Origin of the sequence: Thermonema lapsum (genome assembly GCF_011761635.1) — a bacterium.
In the GTDB taxonomy this organism is placed as follows: Bacteria; Bacteroidota; Bacteroidia; order Cytophagales; family Thermonemataceae; genus Thermonema; species Thermonema lapsum.
The window spans coordinates 1-19,827 of sequence record NZ_JAASRN010000005.1 but is presented as its reverse complement, the minus strand read 5'-3'; the positions used below and the strand labels follow the sequence as shown (position 1 = coordinate 19,827).

Here is a 19,827-nt window from a genome sequence, read left to right as displayed (position 1 = left end):
ACAGCGTTTAAAACTCATGGAAAAACATACTGCTAAGAACTTGGCATCGCGAGAGCAAGAGTGGACAGAAGTAATAGAGGCACATAAACCCTGGTGGAAGCTGAACATCGCAGAATTATGGCGCTATAGAGATTTAGTCATCTTGCTGGTGCGACGCGATTTTGTAGCATATTACAAGCAAACTATTTTAGGTCCTTTGTGGCATTTGATAACTCCGCTGCTAAGCACTTTGATTTACACGGTGATTTTCGGCAATATAGCCAAGCTGCCGACCGATGGCATTCCTCCTTTCCTTTTTTATTTGTGTGGTATTACGTTTTGGGGATATTTTGCCAAATGCCTTGCTTCCACCGCAGATACATTTGTTGGCAATCGACATATATTTTCAAAAGTTTACTTTCCCCGTTTGGTTATGCCGCTGTCGCAGGTGATAAGTGCAGGTATTGGCTTTTTGATACAATTGGGTTTGTTTTTGATATTTGCAGCATATGCCTTTTGGCAAGGTGCACCTATCCATTTTTCATGGGCGATTTATTTGTTTCCCCTGCTTGTATTGCTGATGGTTATATTGGGGCTGGGAATGGGTATCATCATCTCGGCAATGACTACCAAATATCATGATTTGCGTCATGCCGTGAGCTTTGGGGTGCAGTTGCTTATGTATGCTACGCCTGTCATCTACCCTTTATCGATGGTGCCACCTCAATGGCAAAAATATTTGCTTTTAAATCCTTTGACTTCGTTGATGGAATTATTTCGTTTATCTTTATTGGGGGAAGGTTTTTTTGAGCTGGCTTGGTTTGCTTACAGTATGCTTATGTGTGTACTGATTTTACTGGTGGGAGTTTTCAGCTTCAACCGGGTCGAGCGTGTATTTATAGATACAGTATAAGCAACGATATATGGCAAAAACAGTAATACAGGTAGAGGAAGTCTGGAAACGCTATCGTTTGGGAGTGATAGGAGCTACTACTTTGCGGGATGAATTGAAGCGCCTTGGTGCGAAGTTGCGTAATAAGGAAGACCCTACCGTGCCTTTAGATGAAAGCAATCATTTGAACCATAAAGCAAAAGGTTCCTATGTATGGGCGCTTCAAAATATCAATCTGGAAATCAAAGAAGGTGAAGTAATCGGTATCATTGGCAAGAACGGGGCAGGAAAAAGTACCTTATTGAAAATTCTCTCTAAAATTACTGCCCCTACAAGCGGTTGCGTGAAAATAAGAGGACGTATGGCTTCTTTGCTGGAAGTAGGCACCGGTATGCATCCGGAATTGACAGGTATTGAAAATATCTATCTGAATGGTGCTATACTGGGCATGAGCCGTCGGGAAATCAAAGAAAAATTAGATGATATTATTGACTTTGCCGGCATTGCCAAGTATGCCGACACGCCAGTGAAACGTTATTCTTCAGGCATGGGTGTGCGGCTAGGCTTTGCCGTAGCTGCCTTCTTAGAGGCAGATATTCTCATTGTAGATGAAGTATTGGCGGTAGGAGATGTCGAATTTCAAAAGCGGGCAGTAGGCAAAATGAAAGAGGTGAGCAGCAGACAGGGACGCACAGTGCTGTTTGTAAGTCATAATATGGCAAGTATACAAAGTCTGTGTCAAAGAGGGATTTTATTACACCAAGGCAAAGTGGCTTTCGATGGACCAGTGACTCCTTGCATAGAACAATACGTGGGCTTGAATAATCGCATGGGGCAGAACGAATCCATAAGGACCCGTACAGATAGGGAGGGAGATGGCAGAGTTCGCTTTACTTCTATAGAGCTACTCTCCAACCAAAGTGTGTGTACAACAGTGGCGTCAGGTGCACATGTTACGCTTAGATTATATTACACCGTGAACCACTCTAATCCTATATCGGACTATGACCTTTGTGTTAACCTCTATGATAAAGTAGGAGACTTTCTGGGCTACCTTACAACGATGACAGCATGTACTCCTCCCTTACCAGAATTAAAGGGCAGTGGATATATAGATATTGATATTCCAAAATTGCCGCTTTCAGAAGGTATTTACAGAATGGACTTGTATGTTGCGTCCAAAGGGCAGATACATGACTATGTCGAAAATGCCTTTAACCTTGTAGTCTCAGGTGGAAGCTTTTATGGAACAGAGCGAAACAGTCGCCCTTATTGGTATGGACGACATGTGCTTATTGATTATAAATTTATTTTTCCCGATACATGATAAAGGATAAAATATGAAACCCCGCAATATCAAATGGCATCAAGGGCGTATATCTTTGGAAGACAGGCACCGAAGAAACAAACATAAAAGCGGAGTCATATGGCTCACGGGCTTACCGGCGTCGGGTAAGTCCACCCTTGCTTATGAACTGGAGCATCGTCTTTTTCATGCAGGCATGCAAGTCTATGTATTGGATGGGGACAATATTCGCCATGGATTAAACCGGGATTTGGGATTTAGTGCAGAAGACCGGAGGGAAAACCTTCGCCGAATTGCGGAGGTCGCCAAGTTATTTGTTGAAGCGGGAGTGATTACAATAGCAGCTTTTGTTTCACCATACGAACAAGACCGACAGGATGTGAGAGCGATTTTTGATGAAGACCTCTACATTGAGGTGTATGTAAAATGCCCGCTGGAAGTATGCGAGCAAAGAGACCCGAAGGGTTTGTATGAGAAGGCAAGACGCCAAGAAATTGCCCATTTTACAGGGGTAAGTGCTCCGTATGAACCACCATCCAATCCCGACCTTATTATAGAAACTCACGAGCTGTCTGTTGAAGAAGGAGTAAATTTGATATTACAGGAAATAAAGAAACGTAAATGGGTAGATTATATTCCTTGATGAAGCGCATATTAAAGGGTGCCAATCATGACACCGATAACTCCAATCCATATCTGCTGCCCAGAAACCCTCAACAAGAGGACATTTACTTAGTGGAATTTCCCAAAAGTGGGGTTACCTATCTTGGTTTTCTACTGGGCAACATCGAGCTACTTTTAGACGGCAAGAATCATGAACAAATTTCATTCTTCAACTACTCACAATATATTCCGGATGTTAGTTTGATAAGAGGAATGCCCATAAGAAGGTGGTCAAGAAGAACATTTATAAAGTCCCATGAGCCATTTACACCTTTTTACATTCATTTGATATATCTCATTCGCCATCCCGAGGATGTAATGGTAAGTTACTACAATTATATGAGGGATGAAGGATTGCAAGCTACTTTCCCAGATTTTGTCGCATCGTCTAAGTATGGCATACGAGCGTGGTGCAATCATGTGAGCTCGTGGGTGAATAACAGCAGCAACGCGCGCCGTATACACCTGATGCGCTATGAAGATTTGGTACAAGACCCACTGACCTATTTGACTGAGTTGTATCATAATTTGGGGGTAGATGTTCCGGAGAGCATTATTAAAACAGCTATTGAGCGCTCTCAATTAGAGAGGATGAAGCAGTCGGAAGAACTGTATAGAAAATATCACCCTACCTACAGGATGAATTTTGTAGGTAAGCAGGGAAAAATAAGAAAAGAGGAGCTGTTCAGCCAGTTTCCGGATACTCGGCTTTTGATTCAGGAAGAAGCAGAGGCACTTTTAAAAAGATTTTATCCGGAAAGCTAATCGTTTATAAATACACATGCATTCGCAATACATATTGCTTACAGGTGCAACGGGCTCAATAGGGCGGGCTTTTTTGGCATATCAGATGGCAAAAAAGCCCGAAACCCCTTTGGTTGCCCTTAGTCGTGATGAGCAAAAGATTTTACAATTGCAGCAACAATATCCTCGTAAACAGTATCCTCATCTGCGATTTGAATTAGGAGATATACGCGACCTTGCACGCATCACGCAGCTTTTGGCACAGTATCCCTGTCACGAAATAGTGCACGCTGCCGCCTTGAAACATGTGCCTCTGGCAGAGCATTTCCCTAATGAATACATACAAACCAATATAGGAGGCACACAAAATTTGCTAACTGCTGCCCTGCAACATGCTGTCCGGAAAATAACTTTCATCTCCACCGATAAAGCCTTTTTAGCTGCCGGTGTGTATGCTGCCACCAAGCGATGCGCCGAACAGCTGCTGATTGCCCATGCGCAACGGATACCGACACCAGCTATTGGCATTTTGCGACCCGGTAACTTGGTGAATGCACGCGGTTCGGTATTTGAACAATTCAACAGCGACAAGCAGGTGCTACACATCACACACCCCGAAGCAAGCCGTTTCTTTCTGTCGGAAGTCCAGCTGCTGCAAGCCATAGAATATGTGCGGAGTCGTGCCCATGAGGGCGAAATAGTCGTACCCAAGATGCAGGCAGTGCGCATTGCAGACTTAGGCAAGTGGATGAAACCGCATACACCTCAACAAATCATGGGTTTGCGCCTCGGAGAAAAAATTCACGAGTTGCTCTTTGACGAAAGCCTTTACGGGCGTGTAGCAGAAAACCGCTCCTATTACATCCTTTTTCCTGCCCCTCCGAAAGCAGAAAGCTTGCTTCGCCACCAAGCCAAACTATTGGATACCCCACGGCGTTGTTGTTCTGCCGACCATCTGCTGTCTTCGTTCGAAGCCTTTCATGCTTATCTAAACCAAGTTTTGCTCGTATAAGCTACTCTTCCAATATTATTTTTAACTTTGAACCAACGCAATTCTCTTTAAAAGAACATAAGCTATGAAATTTGGAACTAAAGCCATACATGCAGGCGTTCAACCGGACCCCTCTACTGGGGCAGTCATGACCCCCATCTTTCAAACTTCTACCTATGCACAAGAAGCGCCTGGGGTGCACAAGGGCTATGAATACTCGCGCACACACAACCCCACGCGCGATGCTTTGCAGAAAAATCTGGCAGCACTTGAAAACGGAAAATACGGCTTTGTATTCAGCTCCGGCTTGGCTGCCACCGACACCCTCATGCGCACCCTCAAACCGGGCGATGAAGTCATCGTTACCAACGACTTATACGGTGGCACTTACCGCCTCTTCCGTCGTGTGCATGAAATCTACGGCTTGAAATTCCATTTCATCAACATGGAAAATGTGGCTGATATAGAAGCCTACATCAATGAAAACACCCGCATGCTGTGGGTAGAAACGCCCACTAATCCCCTGATGAAGATTATAGATATTGCAGGGGTGGCGCGTATTGCCAAAAAATATGGACTTCTATTGACCGTTGACAACACCTTTGCTTCACCTTATTTGCAAAACCCATTGGATTTGGGCGCTGATATTGTGATGCATTCGGTAACCAAATATTTGGGTGGGCATTCCGATGTGGTCATGGGTGCCTTGGTTACCTCACACGACGACTTAGCCGAGCAACTTGCTTTTTTGCAAAATGCAGTAGGGGCAGTGCCAGGTCCTATGGATTGCTTCTTGGTACTGAGGGGCATCAAAACCTTGCACCTGCGCATGCGGCAGCACTGCGAAAACGGACGTGTCATTGCCGAGTGGCTGGAGCAGCATCCCGCAGTGGGCAAGGTGTACTATCCCGGCTTCGAAACACACCCCAACCACCATGTGGCACGCAAGCAAATGAAAGACTTCGGCGGCATGGTTTCTTTTACTTTCAAAGAAGATAACATAGACTTGGCAAAGGCTTTCATGAGTAATTTACAAGTATTCACTTTGGCAGAGTCGTTGGGCGGTGTGGAGTCTTTGTGCTGTCATCCGGCAACCATGACTCATGCCAGCATTCCCAAAGAAGAACGTGAGAAAACCGGTCTGCGCGATACCCTTATTCGTTTGAGTGTGGGGGTTGAAGATGTCGAAGACCTCATTGCCGACCTTTCACAAGCTATCGAAAAAGCTTTTCAAATGGCAAGTAAATAAGTGCTATTTTGTTCGTATTTATAGCAGCTTATGTAGGAGCTTGTTTTTAAAGATTTTACCCTTTTTTTAGCTATGATTTTGTCAAAATCATAGCTATTTTTTATTTTTTATGGTTCCGAAATTATAAATGTAAAATAATATGAAAATACCTGTGTTATTGACTGCCTGCTTGACTACCTTTTGCTTGACTGCTTTTACTTTCTGTGGCTTTGCCCAAACTGAAAAGCGGAATGTCATCAAAACCAACTTGCTTAGCCCTCTCTTGCGCGCAGCTCATTTGAATTATGAGTACGGCTTAAGCAAAAAAACCAGTGCTCAACTTGGTTTCATGTATCTTTTTGGGGTGCAGCAGACGGATACCAAGTTTACTGGGTTCGGTATAACCCCTGAATTTCGTTTCTATCCTCAAGAAAATGCTACACAAGGTTTTTTCTTGGCGTTGTCGCCGCGTTATCAAAGCTATAATTTGGAGGTTAGCATAACCGATAACAATGGCAATCCCGCTACGGCTGAGGCTACATGGAGTTCCGTAGGGGCTGCTTTTCTTGTTGGTAATCAGTGGCATTTTCCTAAATCGATTACACTCGAACTTTATGGTGGACCTTCATACAATGTTGGCAACATAAAGGTGAAAAGTGGTAGTGAAGAGAACTTCAACGTCGGCTTTTTAAGCGGCTTTGGCTTACGCTTTGGCTTGATGATTGGTATTGCTTTTTAACTATTGAAACTCTTTTACTAAGCTAAAATTGCTGCGGCAGCAGGAAGACATGCTGCCGCAGCAATTTTATACCCGCCCAATAACGCCTCTCTCAAAAAACTAAAAATGCTCCTTAATAATACGGCTAAGCACTTTTTATTAAATTATCGCATCCATATCCTAACTCTATAACTGTTTTTATGCTGCTTAGCATCCTGATTTTATTTTTTCTTTTATGGTTGGCGCTTCGCTTTTTTCGCGGAAATAATGCCCCAAGTGCACATCGCCGCTTACCGCTGCAATGGCAAATGCCGGAAGATGGGCGCTACCCGCTGGTGTTGTTGCCGCGTGATTATAAAAAAACTGCCTTGCCGGAACGTTTGACCAACCAGCCACAAAAAGGTAGTAGTGAGCTTTATTTTTTTCGGTATCTGAAGCGCCACTTTCCGGGCTGTGTCTTCGATAACTTAGCACTTAGAATCAAAGACACTTATTATTATCCCGACTTCGTGCTTCACTATGAGCCTTGCGGTTTATGGATAGACATAGAAATAGACGAACCCTACAGCTTGCCTCATGGCGAGCCCACACATTACATAGGAGCTGACGAGCGGCGTAATCAATTTTTTTTGGATAAGGGTTGGGGCGTCGTGCGCTTCACCGAAGAGCAGGTTGTACGTCAACCGCTGGCTTGCTGCCGTTTCTTGGCAGAACTACTGCATGCCCTGACCGGTGACGATAGCTTTTTATTGGAATTGAAAAACACCCCGGAACTGACCATCCGCCCTTACCCTTGGACAGAAGAAGACAGCCGTTATATGGCGACCTACAAAACGCGACAAAGCTATTTGCGCTTAGTGCGTTGATTTCTTTCCGAAGAGATATACCTTGTTTTCGTTACCTCCAAGCAGGCGCTTGATGTTGCTGCGGTGAGTATATATGACCAAGGCTACCATAAACCAACTAAAATACTTGAAATAAAGGCTAGTGGCACCCAGCAGCTCAAAATTAACCACCAAGGCAAAAGCCAAAGTGGCTAACATAGAGCCTAAGGAAACAAAATGACTTACAAGCAATACCAATAAAAATACTACTACGGCTATTAAAGAGGCAGCCCAATGCAGCGAAATAGCCATACCCAAGGAAGCAGCTACCCCCTTACCGCCTTTGAAGTTGAGAAAAACAGAATAGATATGCCCCATAATAGCACACAAACCGAACGCCATTTGCCACAAAAACAAACTGTCTATGTTTGTACTTTGCCCCAGCCACACAGGCAGTTGTGTAGCTATCCATCCTTTTAAAATATCGAGGGCAAGCACGATGCTGCCCGCTTGTTTGCCCAATACACGGAAGGTATTGGTTGCGCCGGCATTGCCGCTGCCGTGTTCCCGCACGTCAACTCCAAAAAAACGCTTGCCTATCCATACAGAAGACGGCACAGAGCCCAACAAGTAAGCAATAGGCAAAAACAAGGCTACATGTAGAGAACCGTTCATTTTCCGGAAAAAATTAAATCATCACAATTCATGGAAGCTTAAAGCTGCAAAAAGCATGTGAATTGTACAAGCTGCCTTGTGTAAAACAGTTAGAAAAATATGTAAATTTGACCGAATTATGCCTATATTGTAAAATGGTCAAACAGCATTAACACAATGAAAATCAGTTATCAGTGGCTTAAAGATTTTATCGAAATAGATGACCAGAGCCCGGAGAGCATAGCAGAAAAATTGACGCACGCCGGCTTGGAGGTAGAGCAGCTGAGCCAGTACGAAGCCATCCCCGGCAGTCTCGAAGGCTTGGTGATTGGCGAGGTGCTACACTGCGAGCCTCATCCCAATGCCGATAAATTGAAAAAAACCTTAGTGGATGTGGGGGGGGAGCAGCCTCTGCCCATTGTATGTGGGGCACCCAACGTAGCCAAAGGGCAAAAGGTAGTGGTGGCTTTGGTAGGCACCACACTTTATCCCAAAGAGGGCGAACCTTTCACTATTAAAAAAGCCAAAATACGCGGCGAAGTGTCGGAAGGCATGATTTGCGCCGAAGATGAAATAGGCTTAGGCACAAGCCACGAGGGCATTATGGTACTTGACACAGAGCTGCCCAATGGAACACCTGCCGCCGCTTTCTTCAAACCCTATCGCGACGTTATTTTTGAAATAGGCTTGACCCCCAACCGTGCCGATGCTGCTTCACATTTGGGTGTTGCCCGTGACCTGAGAGCGCTTTTGCGCCGTGCTATACAAATGCCTGTGTTGCAGCAGCAGTTTCCCGAAACCCCTTCACCCATCTCTGTAGAAATAGAAAACCCGGAGGCTTGCCCTCGCTATGCAGGTCTGTTGATAGAAGGCGTGAAAATAGCACCTTCTCCGGCATGGCTCCAAGAGCGCCTCAAGGCAATCGGCTTAAAGCCCATCAACAATGTGGTGGACATCACCAACTACGTGATGCATGAGTTGGGGCAGCCCATGCACGCCTTTGATGCCGATTACTTAGAAGGCAACAAAATCATAGTAAAAACCTTGGCGGAAGGCACCCCCTTTGTTACCTTGGACGGAGAAGAACGTAAGCTCTCTGCCCATGATTTGATGATTTGCGATGCCGCAAAGCCGCTGGCAATCGCCGGTGTGATGGGCGGTTTGCACTCTGGCATCAAAGCACATACCCGCCGGGTGTTTTTAGAAAGTGCTTATTTCAGCCCGACCTATGTGCGCAAGACTTCTGCTCGTCATGGATTGAAGACCGACGCTTCCTTCCGCTTCGAGCGTGGTACAGACCCCAATATGGTATTGGTAGCGCTTCAACGCGCCGCATACCTGATTGAAACGCTTGCCGGTGGCAAAGCAGCAGCCCGCATCATAGACGTTTATCCAAAAGTTATAGAAAATCGCCGCTTTTTTGTAAAATATCAACGCTTGTTTACTTTGTTGGGCATAGAAATCCCTACTGAGGAAATTAAGCGTATCCTAACTGACCTCGACATAAGCATAGAATCAGAAACAATCGAAGGACTGGAAGTGAATGTGCCGCCCTACCGTGCCGATGTTACAGGCACTGCCGATATTGCCGAAGAGCTACTGCGCATCTATGGCTTCGACCGCGTGCCTCTGTCAGAGCATTTGCATACCTCCTTTATTTCGCCTTTTCCGGCACCTTCCGAGGATAAAAAGCACCTGCAAGACGCTATTATCGATTTTCTGGCATCGCAAGGTTTGTATGAAGTCATTACCAACTCCTTGACCAAGCCTGCTTATGCCAGTCGCCTTGTCGAGTCAGCATGGGGCGAACCGGTGCGCATGCTCAACTATACCAGCGAAGAAATCAGCGTATTGCGCAGCTCTCTTCTGTTTTCAGGTTTGGAGGTCATCACCCACAACCTCAACCGTCAACGCAAATACCAGAAAATATTTGAATTTGGTAAGGTGTATTTCAAAATGCCTGATGGTGTATATGCTGAGAAAGAGCGACTGGGCATATGGCTCACTGGCAGCCTTCACCCCGAGCACTGGTCACAAGCAGTAGCGCCCATCCAATACCACGACTTAGCCGCTATTGTGGAGCGTCTGTTGAAACGCATGCGTGTGCTACAATATACCAAAGTCGCAGCGCCGGGTGACCAGTGGGGGTATGGCACACGCTATGAAGTAAACAAGCACCCCGTAGCAACCATAGGGTTGGTGCAGCCCAAAATAACACGTATGTTCGACATCAAACAAGACGTGTGGTTTGCCGACATCGACTGGGAGTGGCTCGTTGCCCATTACCACAACGACCATACCGCCCAAGAACTGCCCAAGTTTCCCTTTGTGCGCCGTGACCTCTCGCTTATCCTCGATAAACACATCTCTTGGCAGGAAGTAGAAGACTTGGCATGGTGCACCGAAAGAAAACTTCTGAAACACATCAACGTGTTTAGCGTATATGAAGGCAATAATATTGGAGAAGGTAAAAAGTCCTATGCTATCAGCTTCATTCTGCAAGATGAAACTAAAACACTTACAGACGAGGTTATAGACAGAACCATGCAGAAGCTGATGCAGGCATATAGACAAAAACTGGGTGCAGTGATTCGCGAATAGTTGAAAAAAATTGAATGAAAAACTACGATAAAATAATCAAGCGAATCGAAATTTTCGAAGAAAAGGTGTTGCAGCTGGTGGCAGCACATGAAATATTATTGGAAGAAAATAAGCAACTGAAAGAAGAAAATCGTAAACTGAAAGACTTGGTCAAACGATTAAATACGGAACTGATTAACTTTCAAAATCAATATAAAATTAGTAAAATTGTTGCTTCAATAGCGCCTGATGCAAAGGATGCGGAGGAGCTGAAAGCAAAGATTGATGAATATATAGCGGAAATAGATAAATGTATTAAGTTGTTGTCTTAAAAAGAGCATTGACTATGAGTCAAAAATTGCCCATCACCCTGCGCATTGCCGAGCGTTCCTATCCTATGGAGGTGGACCTCGAGGATGAAGCTCGTCTGCGGGCGGTGGGTAAACAAATAAACCAGCAACTGAAGCACTATAAGGACGTTTACGGGGTGACCGACTCGCAGGACCTACTAGCTATTTATGCAGTGGACTGCTCTATGGAAAAAGAAAGCTTGAAAGAAGCATTGGATACCTATGAAGACCTGTTTCTGTCAAAAATCAACTCCTTAGAAGAAATCATTGACCTCACCCTGCAGCGTTCCGAAAACCTCATCCGCTGACAGTCAATCCCTCCCATTCCCAAGCATTGCGCTATTGAAGGTTATAATCATGGTTGAACCTTCAAAAGTAGTAATGTTATGGAATGGCTATATTGGATGCTGATACCGCTGTCATTGGGCGGTGGAGTCCTTATCGGGAGGGGTATTTTCAAAAAAGCCTCTCAAAAATTAGAAGAAGAAGCACAAGCGCGTGCCGAGCAAATCTTGCGTGAGGCAAAAGCCAAAGCCGAAAACATGTACAAGGAAAAAGAATTGGCTGCCAAAGAAAAGTTCTTACAACTGAAAGCAGAATTTGATGATGAGGTAGCCAAAAAGAAAAACATATTGCTCAACAACGAGGCTAAGCTCAAGCAAAAGGAGCAAAACTTAAATAAAGTAATTGAGCAAATCAAAGCCAAAGAAGCAGAGCTGAAAGCCCTTGAAACCTCCTTGAGCCAACAGAGCGAAGCCATTTCCAAAAAACGTGAAGAAGCCGAGCGCTTGTTGCAGCAGCAAATCAAGAACTTGGAGAGAATCGCTGGTATGACTGCCGAAGAGGCGAAGGCGCAACTCTTAGAGTCGCTCAAGGCAGAAGCCCAAACCAAAGCTTCTTCCTATATCAAAGACATCTTGGAAGAAGCCAAAATTACCGCTAACAAGAAAGCCAAAAAAATCATACTGGAAGCCATTCAGCGTACCGCTACTGACCACACTATAGAAAACTGTGTGTCGGTATTTCCGCTGGAGTCTGATGAGCTGAAAGGCAAAATCATCGGGCGAGAAGGGCGTAACATACGCGCACTGGAAGCAGCCACAGGCGTGGAAATCATCGTGGACGACACCCCCGAAGCAGTCATTATTTCAGGCTTCGACCCTGTGCGTCGTGAAATTGCTCGTCTGTCTTTGCATCGTTTGGTGCAAGATGGGCGTATTCATCCCGCCCGTATCGAAGAGGTGGTAGCCAAAGTAGAAAAACAGCTCGAAGAAGAAATCATAGAAATAGGCGAACGCACTGCCATCGAATTAGGTATTCATGGCTTGCATCCCGAGCTCATTAAGCTGGTGGGGCGCATGCGCTTCCGTTCGTCTTATGGGCAAAACCTGTTGCAGCACTCAAAAGAAGTGGCACAACTCTGTGGCATCATGGCTGCAGAACTGGGTTTGAATGCCAAGATGGCAAAGCGCGCTGGCTTGCTGCATGACATCGGCAAAGTGTATCCCGAAGAAAGTGACTTACCGCATGCTATCTTGGGCATGGAGCTTGCCAAGAAATACAAAGAACATCCCGATGTTTGCAATGCCATCGGTGCCCACCACGACGAAATAGAAATGACTACCATGATAGCCCCCATCGTGCAAGCTTGCGATGCTATTTCTGGTTCACGCCCCGGCGCACGCCGCGAGGTGATGGAGTCCTATTTGCAGCGCCTCAAAGACTTGGAAGCTTTGGCGCTTTCCTTTGATGGTGTCTATAAGTGCTATGCTTTGCAGGCAGGGCGTGAATTGCGCGTGATGGTCGATGCCGAAAACATATCCGACGAACAGGCAAGCATGCTTTCGTTCGAAATAGCTCAAAAAATAGAAAAAGAAATGCAATACCCCGGACAAATCAAAGTAACGGTGATTCGCGAAACCCGGGCTATCAACTATGCCAAATAGTTTCTTTGAAGTGTTTTGCTTTCCATATCTCGGGACTGTCGCAAGGCAGTCCTTTTTTCTTTTATTTCATTTTGGTGTAAATTGACACAAACATAAACAAACATGCTGTTAGAAGCCATTGATATACACAAATCTTACGGCAACGTGCAGGTGCTCAGGGGCGTGAACCTTCAACTGCAAGAAGCCGAAGTGCTTTCCGTAATGGGAGCCTCGGGCGCAGGCAAGAGCACCTTATTGCACATTTTGGGCACTCTCGACACACCCGACCGCGGACAATTGATTTTTGAAGGGACTCCTTTACACGCTGTCTCTGCTAAACAATTAAACAAAATAAGAAACCAAGCCTTGGGTTTTGTGTTTCAGTTTCATAACCTTTTGCCCGAGTTTACGGCACTTGAAAATGCTGCGATGCCTGCCCTCATTCAGGGCATAGACAAAGCCGAAGCCTATGAACGGGCAGCATGCTTACTCGAGTATTTGGGGGTAGCACACCGTGCCAAGCACGAACCCGGGCGTTTGTCGGGGGGGGAGGCGCAGCGGGTAGCCGTGGCACGGGCGTTGGTCAACCATCCTCGTTTGGTACTGGCTGATGAACCCAGTGGCAACCTCGACGAAGCCAATGCCATACACCTGCATGAACTCTTTCTTAAATTGCGTGAGGACTTTCGTACGGCATTTATCATTGTTACCCACCACAAAGAGCTTGCTAAAATGGCAGACCGCGGCGTATGGCTCAATGAAGGAGTCATTGCCGAAGAATGGCAGCGCCGCTTTGTGTAATCTGTATAAAAAGAAGGAGCTTGCTTTTATATTTGTCTTATCAATTGAAAATCAAGTAAAAAAATAAAACCATGGCAAAGAAAAAAGACGAACAAATCAATGACCCTAAATTAGCCAGTTTGCAGAATGCCATAGCACAACTCGAAAAGGCTTATGGCAAAGGGGTAGTAATGCGCCTGAGCGACAACCAGAAAATGGATATTCCAGTGATATCAACCGGTTCGCTCATGGTGGATATAGCCTTGGGGGTAGGAGGATTCCCGCGCGGGCGAATCATTGAAATCTACGGACCGGAATCATCCGGAAAAACCACACTGGCATTGCAAGCCATTGCCGAAGCACAAAAACAAGGCGGCATAGCGGCATTCATCGATGCCGAGCATGCTTTCGACCCTATCTATGCTCAAAAGCTGGGTATCAATACAGAGCGACTGCTTATCTCGCAGCCCGATAGTGGCGAGCAGGCGCTTGAAATCACAGAGCACCTCATTCGTTCCGGTGCCGTTGATATTATTGTGGTGGATTCGGTGGCAGCTTTGGTGCCCAAAGCTGAATTGGAGGGCGAGATGGGAGACAGCAAAATGGGTTTGCAAGCCCGCTTGATGTCGCAAGCTTTGCGTAAGCTCACCGGTGTGATTAGCAAAACCAGCTGCTGTTGTATTTTTATCAACCAGCTGCGCGAAAAGATAGGCGTGATGTTTGGCAACCCCGAAACCACCACGGGTGGCAATGCCTTGAAATTTTATGCCAGCGTGCGGATTGACATCCGTCGCGTAGGGTCTATCAAAAAAGACAAAGTGGTAGTGGGCAACCGCACCCGTGTGAAAGTAGTAAAAAATAAGGTGGCACCCCCTTTCAAAACTGTGGAGTTCGATATTATGTATGGTGAGGGGGTATCGAAGCTGGGTGAAATTGTTGACTTGGCAGAACAGCTGGACATCGTGAAAAAATCAGGCTCTTGGTATTCATACGGAGATACCAAGCTTGCACAAGGGCGTGAAAAAGTAATTGAACTACTGCGCGACAACCCCGAGCTTGCCGATGAGCTGGAGCAGAAAATTCGAGCAGAGCTCTTACAGGGGGTGGAGTTGCCCATAGACATCAAAGCCGGTGATAGTGAAAACCTCGTAATGGAAGACGACGACAATGCACCAGAAGTAAGGGATGATGAATAGGATTTGCGGAGTTTAGGCTTTACAGGGGGGCAAATGTGCCTCCCTGTTTATTTTGCTATGAACATGGCGGCTCGAACTTCTACTCTCCACTTTTTACTTGAAAACCTGTACTAGTCGAAAATAATCTCTATACACCAAACGAAATGTTTTGCGGAGCTCTTCGTTGGTAAGGAAATCGTGGCATTCTCCGTTAAGGCACAGTTGCAGCTTTTGGTCTGCTACAATAGCATTATAAAGCTCTTGCGCAAAACGGTAATGGGCTTCGTGGGTGTTCAGGTTTAAAGAAAGCGTGTCGGCAGTGGGTTCCCCAATCAGCAATACAGCCTCTTTTTGGTGCAGTGAGTCTGCCATTTCGTGAAAGATGTAGGCTTGGTCGTGCATGTAATTATTGGCAATGACGGGATAAAGAGCCAAAGCAGCTTCTGTAAAGTCTTTGTGGCGGCATATTTGCATGCGGTCTTTCCCTACCTCTTCTATGCGATAACGAATAGAACGAACGTTGTGAAAATACAAACGGCTGGCGTCGGTAGTTTGAAAACGCACCTTGCCCTCTTCGATTTTTCTGTTGTGGTCTGCACAGCCGACAAGCAACCAACAAAAGCCCAGCAGGAAAACCAATACAAACCAATAGCGCATCAGTCAATAGATTGAAGAAGGAAAACTAAGTCTTCCATTTTGTTGATTAACTGAACATTTTCGGGAAGCTCCCAACCTTGCCCTACGACATTATGCCCGGTGATGAGCACGCTCGAATCTGGGAAGCTTTCGGAAAGCTCATAAATGAAAGCTTGCATTTCTTTGATAGGCGGGTAAGAAGTCAAGACTGTGAGCAAATATTTGGGATTCCATTGCCGGTAAGCTTCCACCACATCTTGCATGGGTACCGACTGCCCCAAATACAACACTGGAAAGCCTTGCTTCTTAATCAAATAGTGAGAGAAGAGCAAAGAGAGTTCATGCCATTCGCCTTCTGGAAGCATCAACAGGAAACGAGGTTTATTGGAATGGGGATTTACTGCTTGCGCATCGATAGCCACTATCAGTTTTTGCCGTATGAGGCAGGAAATAAAATGCTCGTGTGCGGGGCAAATGGCTGAGGTCTGCCACAAGAGCCCTACTCGTTTCATAAAAGGATGCACAATTTCCAAAAACGCCTTATCGAAGCCATGCTTGATAATGGCTGTGGAAATCACTTTTTCGAAGCGGTATTCATCCAGTTCAAGCATTGCCAAAGTGAGGGCATCAATCATTTCTTCCTGTCCGCTGCCCTGCGATTCAAGTTGCATAACTGCCTCTCGCAGCTCCCGGTCGCTCATTTTAACAACCTTCGATATGCGCATGCCGTGCTTGGTAAGCAAAGCGATATTCATGAGCCGCCGCAGGTCGGCATCGTCATAGTAGCGTATGTTGCTATCGCTGCGTTTGGGAGTTACTACACCATAACGTTGTTCCCACATGCGTAGGGTATGTGCCTTGATGCCCGACAGATGCTCTATCTCCTTAATACTGTATTGTCCCATAACTTGTACTGTCGCTTCTTTCAAAGAAAAAGAATTTGTACAGGCAAATTGTTTGCTAAAAGGCAAGATAAGGTGCCAATTTGTTTACTTCTTCCTCACTGAGCACTTTTATTTTCTTCAAATCGTCTATGCTGTGAAAAGGACCATGCTGCAAACGGTAGGCTACCATCGCTTTGGCTTTTCTTTTATCGAGATAAGGATGCCGAGCGAGGGTTTCGGCATCGGCTTCATTGATACGAATCCGACGCAGCTGGGCTGTATCTATGGTGATGAAAGGCAGCATACTTTGATAGGTCTCTTCGGGCAGCCCATACACTTCCTTCAACTGCTCTACCGAATGAAAACCGCCCAATAGCTCGCGATAATGCACAATGCGCCGAGCATACACACTACCTATACCACGCAATTGTTTGAGGGCAGTGGTATCGGCAGTATTCAGTTCTATGATTAGGGGACTTTTATCTTCCTTATAGGAAGGTCTTATGAAGGCATTTGTTTGGGATTCAACAGAGGAATTTGGTTTATTGGAAGGGTTTATTTTTATGTAGGGAGCTAAAGCCTGATATAGCCCTTGTGGAAAACCATATATTTTTTGCAAGTCTTCTTTCTTGTAAAAATATCCACCTTTGTTTCGGTAGTTGATAATTCTCTGCGCTAACCATTGCGGAGCGCCCAAGCGTTGCCACTCAGCCAAAGTAGCGGTATTGGGGTCAAAATCAAACAATTCTTGCGCAGGAGAAGGGAACTTCTTCGCTTTGTTGTGCACCGATACATTACCGCCGTCGGAAGGTAGGGTAGAAGCCAAGCTGTCGAGCAGAGGTGGAGTAAGAGGGGGGAGGGTTTTGCTGAAGAAATGGGTAGCCAATTGAGAACTGCCCAGCCATAAGCCCAGAAGTAGTGTGAGCAGTGCCATGCCGTACAACTCACGACGATGCATTAAGAATTGACGGTGTAAAAAGTCGATGAGTGGGCGCATAGCAGCGTCATTCATTAAACATCTTTGCTTATGCTTTCCCTCTGCATTTGCTTGTGAATAAGTGCCAAGCCCTTTTCAAAGCTGTGTGGCTGATAGCCCAGCTGTGTCATGGCTTTGTCTATTATAAAGCCGGTTTTAGGGGGGCGTTTAGCCGGCTGCGTAAATGAAGATGCATCTGCTCGTTCTACTGTGTCGGTCGGATAACCAAAGTAGCGGGCAATGCGCATGACCATTTCGTAAGGTGTCATCAGCTCTTTGCCCGATAAATGCCAAATACCACCGGCACGCTGTGCTACGATACGAGCGCAGCCGTCAGCTAAGTCTTCTGCGAGTGTGGGGGTTCGCCATTGGTCATCTACTACCTTGATGGGCTTGCCTTGTTCAAGTGCTTCTATCGCCCATAGCACTATATTGCTACGGCTGAGTGTGGGCGAATAGCCATACACCAAGACCGTGCGGGCAATTGCCCACTGTAGCCCTTTTATAGACTGAATGAGTGTTTCGGCTTCCAGCTTGCTTTTTCCATAAACACTGATAGGGTTGGGCGTGTCTTCTTCTTTGTAAGGACCTGCCGTTCCATCGAAAATGAAGTCGGTGGACAAATGAAGAAGAAAAGCCCTCATTTGGGCGGCGGCTTGTGCTACGTTGCGTACGGCTTCTACATTTTGCAGATAGCAGTCTTGGGGGTTCAGCTCGCACTCATCTACTTGGGTTTTGGCAGCTGTGTGAATGATAGCATCGGGGCGGTGCAGTTTCACTACTTTCTCCACTTCATCTGCTCGGCTTACATCCAAGCTGATATACACGGCATTGGCAGGCAGGGGAGCACGGGGAGTGCCGCGCGAGGTGGCAATAATCTGAATGTTTTCGTCTTGTCCTAAAAGAGCTAACAATTTTTGCCCTAAAAGCCCGTTGGAGCCAGTAATTAGGATTTTCTGTGTACTCATTTTTTCAAGTGTTTGAGCTTCATGCGTATGATTTCGCCCGATTCGTAGTCATTAAGCAAGACCATTTCGTTCTTTTCCAACTTTTCGATGGCAATGAAAGTCTCTTCGGCATAGGAGCCATCGGCTTCTTTACGCCGAATCCATAATTTGCTAAGTGAGGGGTCGAGGCGCCAAGTACCCTCTTCGCGATTGCCGGCAAAATAGATGGAATAGGTGCCATCCGGGCGAAACTCAAAAGAGGAATACCGAATCAGCGTAAGTACTTCGTTTCGGTATTGTTGCTTCTGTTCAGGAGAGGCGTTGCGAATCAGCTCTTCATAGGTAGGGATTTCGAGCGCCACCAGCTGCCATTGCCCGGCAATGGGACTGTCTGTTTTCTTTTGTGCCATAGTAAAGAGTGGCATGCTCAGAAAGCACGCGCTCAGGAGCAGGAGGCTCATGTGTGTTTTCATAGATGTATCGGATTGATATATGCAAAATTACGATTTTTCACTTTCCTAATCTTCCTCTTCGCTGCGCAGTTCTGCTACTTCCATGGCTACTTCTACCACTTTGCAGCGAGGGTGTTCTTGTTTGAAGCGTTCTATTTCTTCTTGTGGCACTTGGGTATGGTAGCAATACAGGGTGCGTAAACCGCGCAGCTGCCAGATAGGTTCTAAGGTTTTGATGGGGGTGTGGCTGATGCCCAGCTCCTGCAAGTATGGCTTGCCGCGCAATGGCTCCAAATCTTCTACTTGGGTGCCTTGCAGATATACCTGTTCTAAGCTGCGCAGCTTTTTTAAAGGCGAGATGTCTTTTACTGGGGTATATTTCAAGTTAAGCACTTCTAATTTTTCGCAATACTGCAAGGGGCTTATATCTTTCACTTTGCAGTGTGCTGCAAACAACTTCTGAAGACGGCGTGTGTGTGCCAGCGCTTCGATGTTCTCAATCTTGGTTTCCCCAATTGCCAGTATCTGGAGGTAGTGCATATTCTGTAAGGGGCTCAGGTCGGTTACCGCCGTGTGATGCAAGTATAATTCGTGTAGCCCGCGCAAGTGGCGTAGCGGTTCTATAGACTGGACCTGGGTATGCATTAGGTCCAAATGATAAAGGTGAGGTAGGTTGCTTACCGGCGACAGGTCTGTAATGGCAGTATGGGCAATAATCAAATCCTCAAGCTCTTCAAGTACTGCTACGGGGCTTAAATCATCCATTTCGGGATAGGTGAGGCGCAAAGAACGCAGATTAGCAATGTTCATCAAATCTTGCACAGAAGGCTCGTCTTGGTCCAAACGAACTACTTCGCGCAGGGTAGCTTTCCAATAGCGGTCCAGCTCTTGCCACCATTTCATCAAAATCCACTGAAAATAAAACTCATCCCACAGCTCGCGATGCTTGTTGAGGTCTATTTGTACAGCAACTCGTTTCCCCTGATTGTTTACCACAAAGTGAATGCCTTCAATGTGCATAATTCTAATTGGAATTAGTAACCAAATATAGATAAATTTCCATTCCTTTTTGCGATAAATAAGGCAATGGTTATTCTCAACATCTCTTCACTTTTTGAATAAC

The 19,827-nt window shown here is 45.9% G+C and carries 21 protein-coding genes; 14 read left to right on the top strand and 7 right to left on the bottom strand.

Features of this window, described 5'->3' with window-relative positions:
- Nucleotides 1–16: 16 nt before the first annotated feature.
- From FHS56_RS10830 to FHS56_RS10795, 8 genes are all read left to right on the top strand, one after another.
- Nucleotides 17–892, top strand: a complete 876-nt coding sequence (locus tag FHS56_RS10830; RefSeq protein WP_166920714.1) for an ABC transporter permease — start codon at nucleotides 17–19, stop codon at nucleotides 890–892.
- Between the two features lie 10 nt (nucleotides 893–902).
- Nucleotides 903–2,198 (top strand): ABC transporter ATP-binding protein, encoded by a 1,296-nt coding sequence (locus FHS56_RS10825; RefSeq protein ID WP_166920712.1) that lies wholly within the window; start codon nucleotides 903–905, stop codon nucleotides 2,196–2,198.
- A 13-nt stretch (nucleotides 2,199–2,211) separates the two neighbouring features.
- Nucleotides 2,212–2,820, top strand: coding sequence for an adenylyl-sulfate kinase (gene cysC / locus FHS56_RS10820; RefSeq protein ID WP_166920710.1), 609 nt, complete (start codon nucleotides 2,212–2,214; stop codon nucleotides 2,818–2,820).
- Nucleotides 2,799–3,605, top strand: coding sequence for a sulfotransferase domain-containing protein (locus FHS56_RS10815; RefSeq protein WP_166920708.1), 807 nt, complete (start codon nucleotides 2,799–2,801; stop codon nucleotides 3,603–3,605). The genes cysC and FHS56_RS10815 overlap by 22 nt, the downstream gene beginning before the upstream one ends.
- A gap of 16 nt (nucleotides 3,606–3,621) precedes the next feature.
- The gene (locus FHS56_RS10810; protein ID WP_166920706.1) at nucleotides 3,622–4,596 is read left to right on the top strand and encodes a polysaccharide biosynthesis protein; all 975 of its coding nucleotides are present in this window, start codon (nucleotides 3,622–3,624) and stop codon (nucleotides 4,594–4,596) included.
- A 64-nt stretch (nucleotides 4,597–4,660) separates the two neighbouring features.
- The gene (locus FHS56_RS10805) at nucleotides 4,661–5,824 is read left to right on the top strand and encodes a cystathionine gamma-synthase (protein WP_166920704.1); all 1,164 of its coding nucleotides are present in this window, start codon (nucleotides 4,661–4,663) and stop codon (nucleotides 5,822–5,824) included.
- A gap of 139 nt (nucleotides 5,825–5,963) precedes the next feature.
- On the top strand, nucleotides 5,964–6,542 hold the full coding sequence (locus FHS56_RS10800) for a DUF3575 domain-containing protein (protein ID WP_166920702.1): 579 nt from the start codon (nucleotides 5,964–5,966) through the stop codon (nucleotides 6,540–6,542).
- Between the two features lie 179 nt (nucleotides 6,543–6,721).
- Complete coding sequence (locus FHS56_RS10795; RefSeq protein WP_166920700.1) at nucleotides 6,722–7,387, top strand: PDDEXK family nuclease; 666 nt, start codon at nucleotides 6,722–6,724, stop codon at nucleotides 7,385–7,387.
- On the opposite strand, the gene plsY is transcribed toward FHS56_RS10795, so the two are convergent.
- Nucleotides 7,376–8,020 carry a glycerol-3-phosphate 1-O-acyltransferase PlsY gene (plsY, locus tag FHS56_RS10790; protein WP_166920698.1) on the bottom strand — a complete coding sequence of 215 codons (645 nt, stop codon included), beginning with the start codon at nucleotides 8,018–8,020 and terminating at the stop codon, nucleotides 7,376–7,378. The genes FHS56_RS10795 and plsY overlap by 12 nt on opposite strands.
- 156 nt (nucleotides 8,021–8,176) lie before the next feature.
- Here plsY and pheT point away from each other — a divergent pair, with 156 nt between their 5' ends.
- The 6 genes from pheT to recA all read left to right on the top strand — a co-directional run bounded on the left by pheT (nucleotide 8,177) and on the right by recA (nucleotide 14,830).
- On the top strand, nucleotides 8,177–10,600 hold the full coding sequence (gene pheT, locus FHS56_RS10785; protein WP_166920696.1) for a phenylalanine--tRNA ligase subunit beta: 2,424 nt from the start codon (nucleotides 8,177–8,179) through the stop codon (nucleotides 10,598–10,600).
- A gap of 14 nt (nucleotides 10,601–10,614) precedes the next feature.
- Complete coding sequence (locus FHS56_RS10780) at nucleotides 10,615–10,911, top strand: hypothetical protein (RefSeq protein ID WP_166920694.1); 297 nt, start codon at nucleotides 10,615–10,617, stop codon at nucleotides 10,909–10,911.
- 14 nt (nucleotides 10,912–10,925) lie between these two features.
- Nucleotides 10,926–11,237 carry a cell division protein ZapA gene (locus tag FHS56_RS10775; RefSeq protein ID WP_166920692.1) on the top strand — a complete coding sequence of 104 codons (312 nt, stop codon included), beginning with the start codon at nucleotides 10,926–10,928 and terminating at the stop codon, nucleotides 11,235–11,237.
- A 78-nt stretch (nucleotides 11,238–11,315) separates the two neighbouring features.
- A complete protein-coding gene (gene rny, locus FHS56_RS10770) occupies nucleotides 11,316–12,875 on the top strand; it encodes a ribonuclease Y (RefSeq protein ID WP_166920690.1) in 1,560 nt (519 codons plus the stop codon).
- 102 nt (nucleotides 12,876–12,977) lie between these two features.
- Nucleotides 12,978–13,655: an ABC transporter ATP-binding protein gene (locus FHS56_RS10765; RefSeq protein ID WP_166920688.1), complete on the top strand. Its 678-nt coding sequence runs from the start codon at nucleotides 12,978–12,980 to the stop codon at nucleotides 13,653–13,655.
- Nucleotides 13,656–13,726: 71 nt separating this feature from the next.
- On the top strand, nucleotides 13,727–14,830 hold the full coding sequence (gene recA / locus FHS56_RS10760; RefSeq protein ID WP_166920686.1) for a recombinase RecA: 1,104 nt from the start codon (nucleotides 13,727–13,729) through the stop codon (nucleotides 14,828–14,830).
- Between the two features lie 93 nt (nucleotides 14,831–14,923).
- On the opposite strand, the gene FHS56_RS10755 is transcribed toward recA, so the two are convergent.
- Genes FHS56_RS10755 through FHS56_RS10730 form a run of 6 tightly spaced genes read right to left on the bottom strand, consistent with a single transcriptional unit; the run spans nucleotide 14,924 to nucleotide 19,724 of the window.
- On the bottom strand, nucleotides 14,924–15,466 hold the full coding sequence (locus FHS56_RS10755) for a hypothetical protein (RefSeq protein ID WP_166920684.1): 543 nt from the start codon (nucleotides 15,464–15,466) through the stop codon (nucleotides 14,924–14,926).
- Nucleotides 15,466–16,350 carry a MerR family transcriptional regulator gene (locus FHS56_RS10750; RefSeq protein ID WP_166920682.1) on the bottom strand — a complete coding sequence of 295 codons (885 nt, stop codon included), beginning with the start codon at nucleotides 16,348–16,350 and terminating at the stop codon, nucleotides 15,466–15,468. Before FHS56_RS10750 ends, FHS56_RS10755 begins: the two co-directional genes overlap by 1 nt.
- Before the next feature lie 55 nt (nucleotides 16,351–16,405).
- Entirely contained in the window at nucleotides 16,406–17,341 is a 936-nt protein-coding gene (locus FHS56_RS10745; protein WP_166920680.1) for a ComEA family DNA-binding protein, read from the bottom strand.
- Nucleotides 17,341–18,273, bottom strand: coding sequence for a dTDP-4-dehydrorhamnose reductase (rfbD, locus tag FHS56_RS10740; RefSeq protein ID WP_166920677.1), 933 nt, complete (start codon nucleotides 18,271–18,273; stop codon nucleotides 17,341–17,343). Before rfbD ends, FHS56_RS10745 begins: the two co-directional genes overlap by 1 nt.
- A complete protein-coding gene (locus FHS56_RS10735) occupies nucleotides 18,270–18,725 on the bottom strand; it encodes a hypothetical protein (protein WP_166920675.1) in 456 nt (151 codons plus the stop codon). The genes rfbD and FHS56_RS10735 overlap by 4 nt, the downstream gene beginning before the upstream one ends.
- Nucleotides 18,726–18,770: 45 nt before the next feature.
- Entirely contained in the window at nucleotides 18,771–19,724 is a 954-nt protein-coding gene (locus tag FHS56_RS10730) for a leucine-rich repeat domain-containing protein (protein WP_166920673.1), read from the bottom strand.
- Between the last annotated feature and the right edge of the window lie 103 nt (nucleotides 19,725–19,827).

Coding starts and splice junctions, on each gene's coding strand:
- recA (WP_166920686.1), top strand. CDS start 13,727: ATGGCAAAGAAAAAAGACGAACAAATCAATGACCCTAAATTAGCCAGT.
- plsY (WP_166920698.1), bottom strand. CDS start 8,020: ATGAACGGTTCTCTACATGTAGCCTTGTTTTTGCCTATTGCTTACTTG.
- FHS56_RS10775 (WP_166920692.1), top strand. CDS start 10,926: ATGAGTCAAAAATTGCCCATCACCCTGCGCATTGCCGAGCGTTCCTAT.
- rny (WP_166920690.1), top strand. CDS start 11,316: ATGGAATGGCTATATTGGATGCTGATACCGCTGTCATTGGGCGGTGGA.
- FHS56_RS10745 (WP_166920680.1), bottom strand. CDS start 17,341: ATGAATGACGCTGCTATGCGCCCACTCATCGACTTTTTACACCGTCAA.
- FHS56_RS10805 (WP_166920704.1), top strand. CDS start 4,661: ATGAAATTTGGAACTAAAGCCATACATGCAGGCGTTCAACCGGACCCC.
- FHS56_RS10780 (WP_166920694.1), top strand. CDS start 10,615: ATGAAAAACTACGATAAAATAATCAAGCGAATCGAAATTTTCGAAGAA.
- cysC (WP_166920710.1), top strand. CDS start 2,212: ATGAAACCCCGCAATATCAAATGGCATCAAGGGCGTATATCTTTGGAA.
- FHS56_RS10795 (WP_166920700.1), top strand. CDS start 6,722: ATGCTGCTTAGCATCCTGATTTTATTTTTTCTTTTATGGTTGGCGCTT.
- FHS56_RS10730 (WP_166920673.1), bottom strand. CDS start 19,724: ATGCACATTGAAGGCATTCACTTTGTGGTAAACAATCAGGGGAAACGA.
- pheT (WP_166920696.1), top strand. CDS start 8,177: ATGAAAATCAGTTATCAGTGGCTTAAAGATTTTATCGAAATAGATGAC.
- FHS56_RS10800 (WP_166920702.1), top strand. CDS start 5,964: ATGAAAATACCTGTGTTATTGACTGCCTGCTTGACTACCTTTTGCTTG.
- FHS56_RS10810 (WP_166920706.1), top strand. CDS start 3,622: ATGCATTCGCAATACATATTGCTTACAGGTGCAACGGGCTCAATAGGG.
- FHS56_RS10765 (WP_166920688.1), top strand. CDS start 12,978: ATGCTGTTAGAAGCCATTGATATACACAAATCTTACGGCAACGTGCAG.
- FHS56_RS10755 (WP_166920684.1), bottom strand. CDS start 15,466: ATGCGCTATTGGTTTGTATTGGTTTTCCTGCTGGGCTTTTGTTGGTTG.
- rfbD (WP_166920677.1), bottom strand. CDS start 18,273: ATGAGTACACAGAAAATCCTAATTACTGGCTCCAACGGGCTTTTAGGG.
- FHS56_RS10825 (WP_166920712.1), top strand. CDS start 903: ATGGCAAAAACAGTAATACAGGTAGAGGAAGTCTGGAAACGCTATCGT.
- FHS56_RS10750 (WP_166920682.1), bottom strand. CDS start 16,350: ATGGGACAATACAGTATTAAGGAGATAGAGCATCTGTCGGGCATCAAG.
- FHS56_RS10830 (WP_166920714.1), top strand. CDS start 17: ATGGAAAAACATACTGCTAAGAACTTGGCATCGCGAGAGCAAGAGTGG.
- FHS56_RS10815 (WP_166920708.1), top strand. CDS start 2,799: ATGGGTAGATTATATTCCTTGATGAAGCGCATATTAAAGGGTGCCAAT.
- FHS56_RS10735 (WP_166920675.1), bottom strand. CDS start 18,725: ATGAAAACACACATGAGCCTCCTGCTCCTGAGCGCGTGCTTTCTGAGC.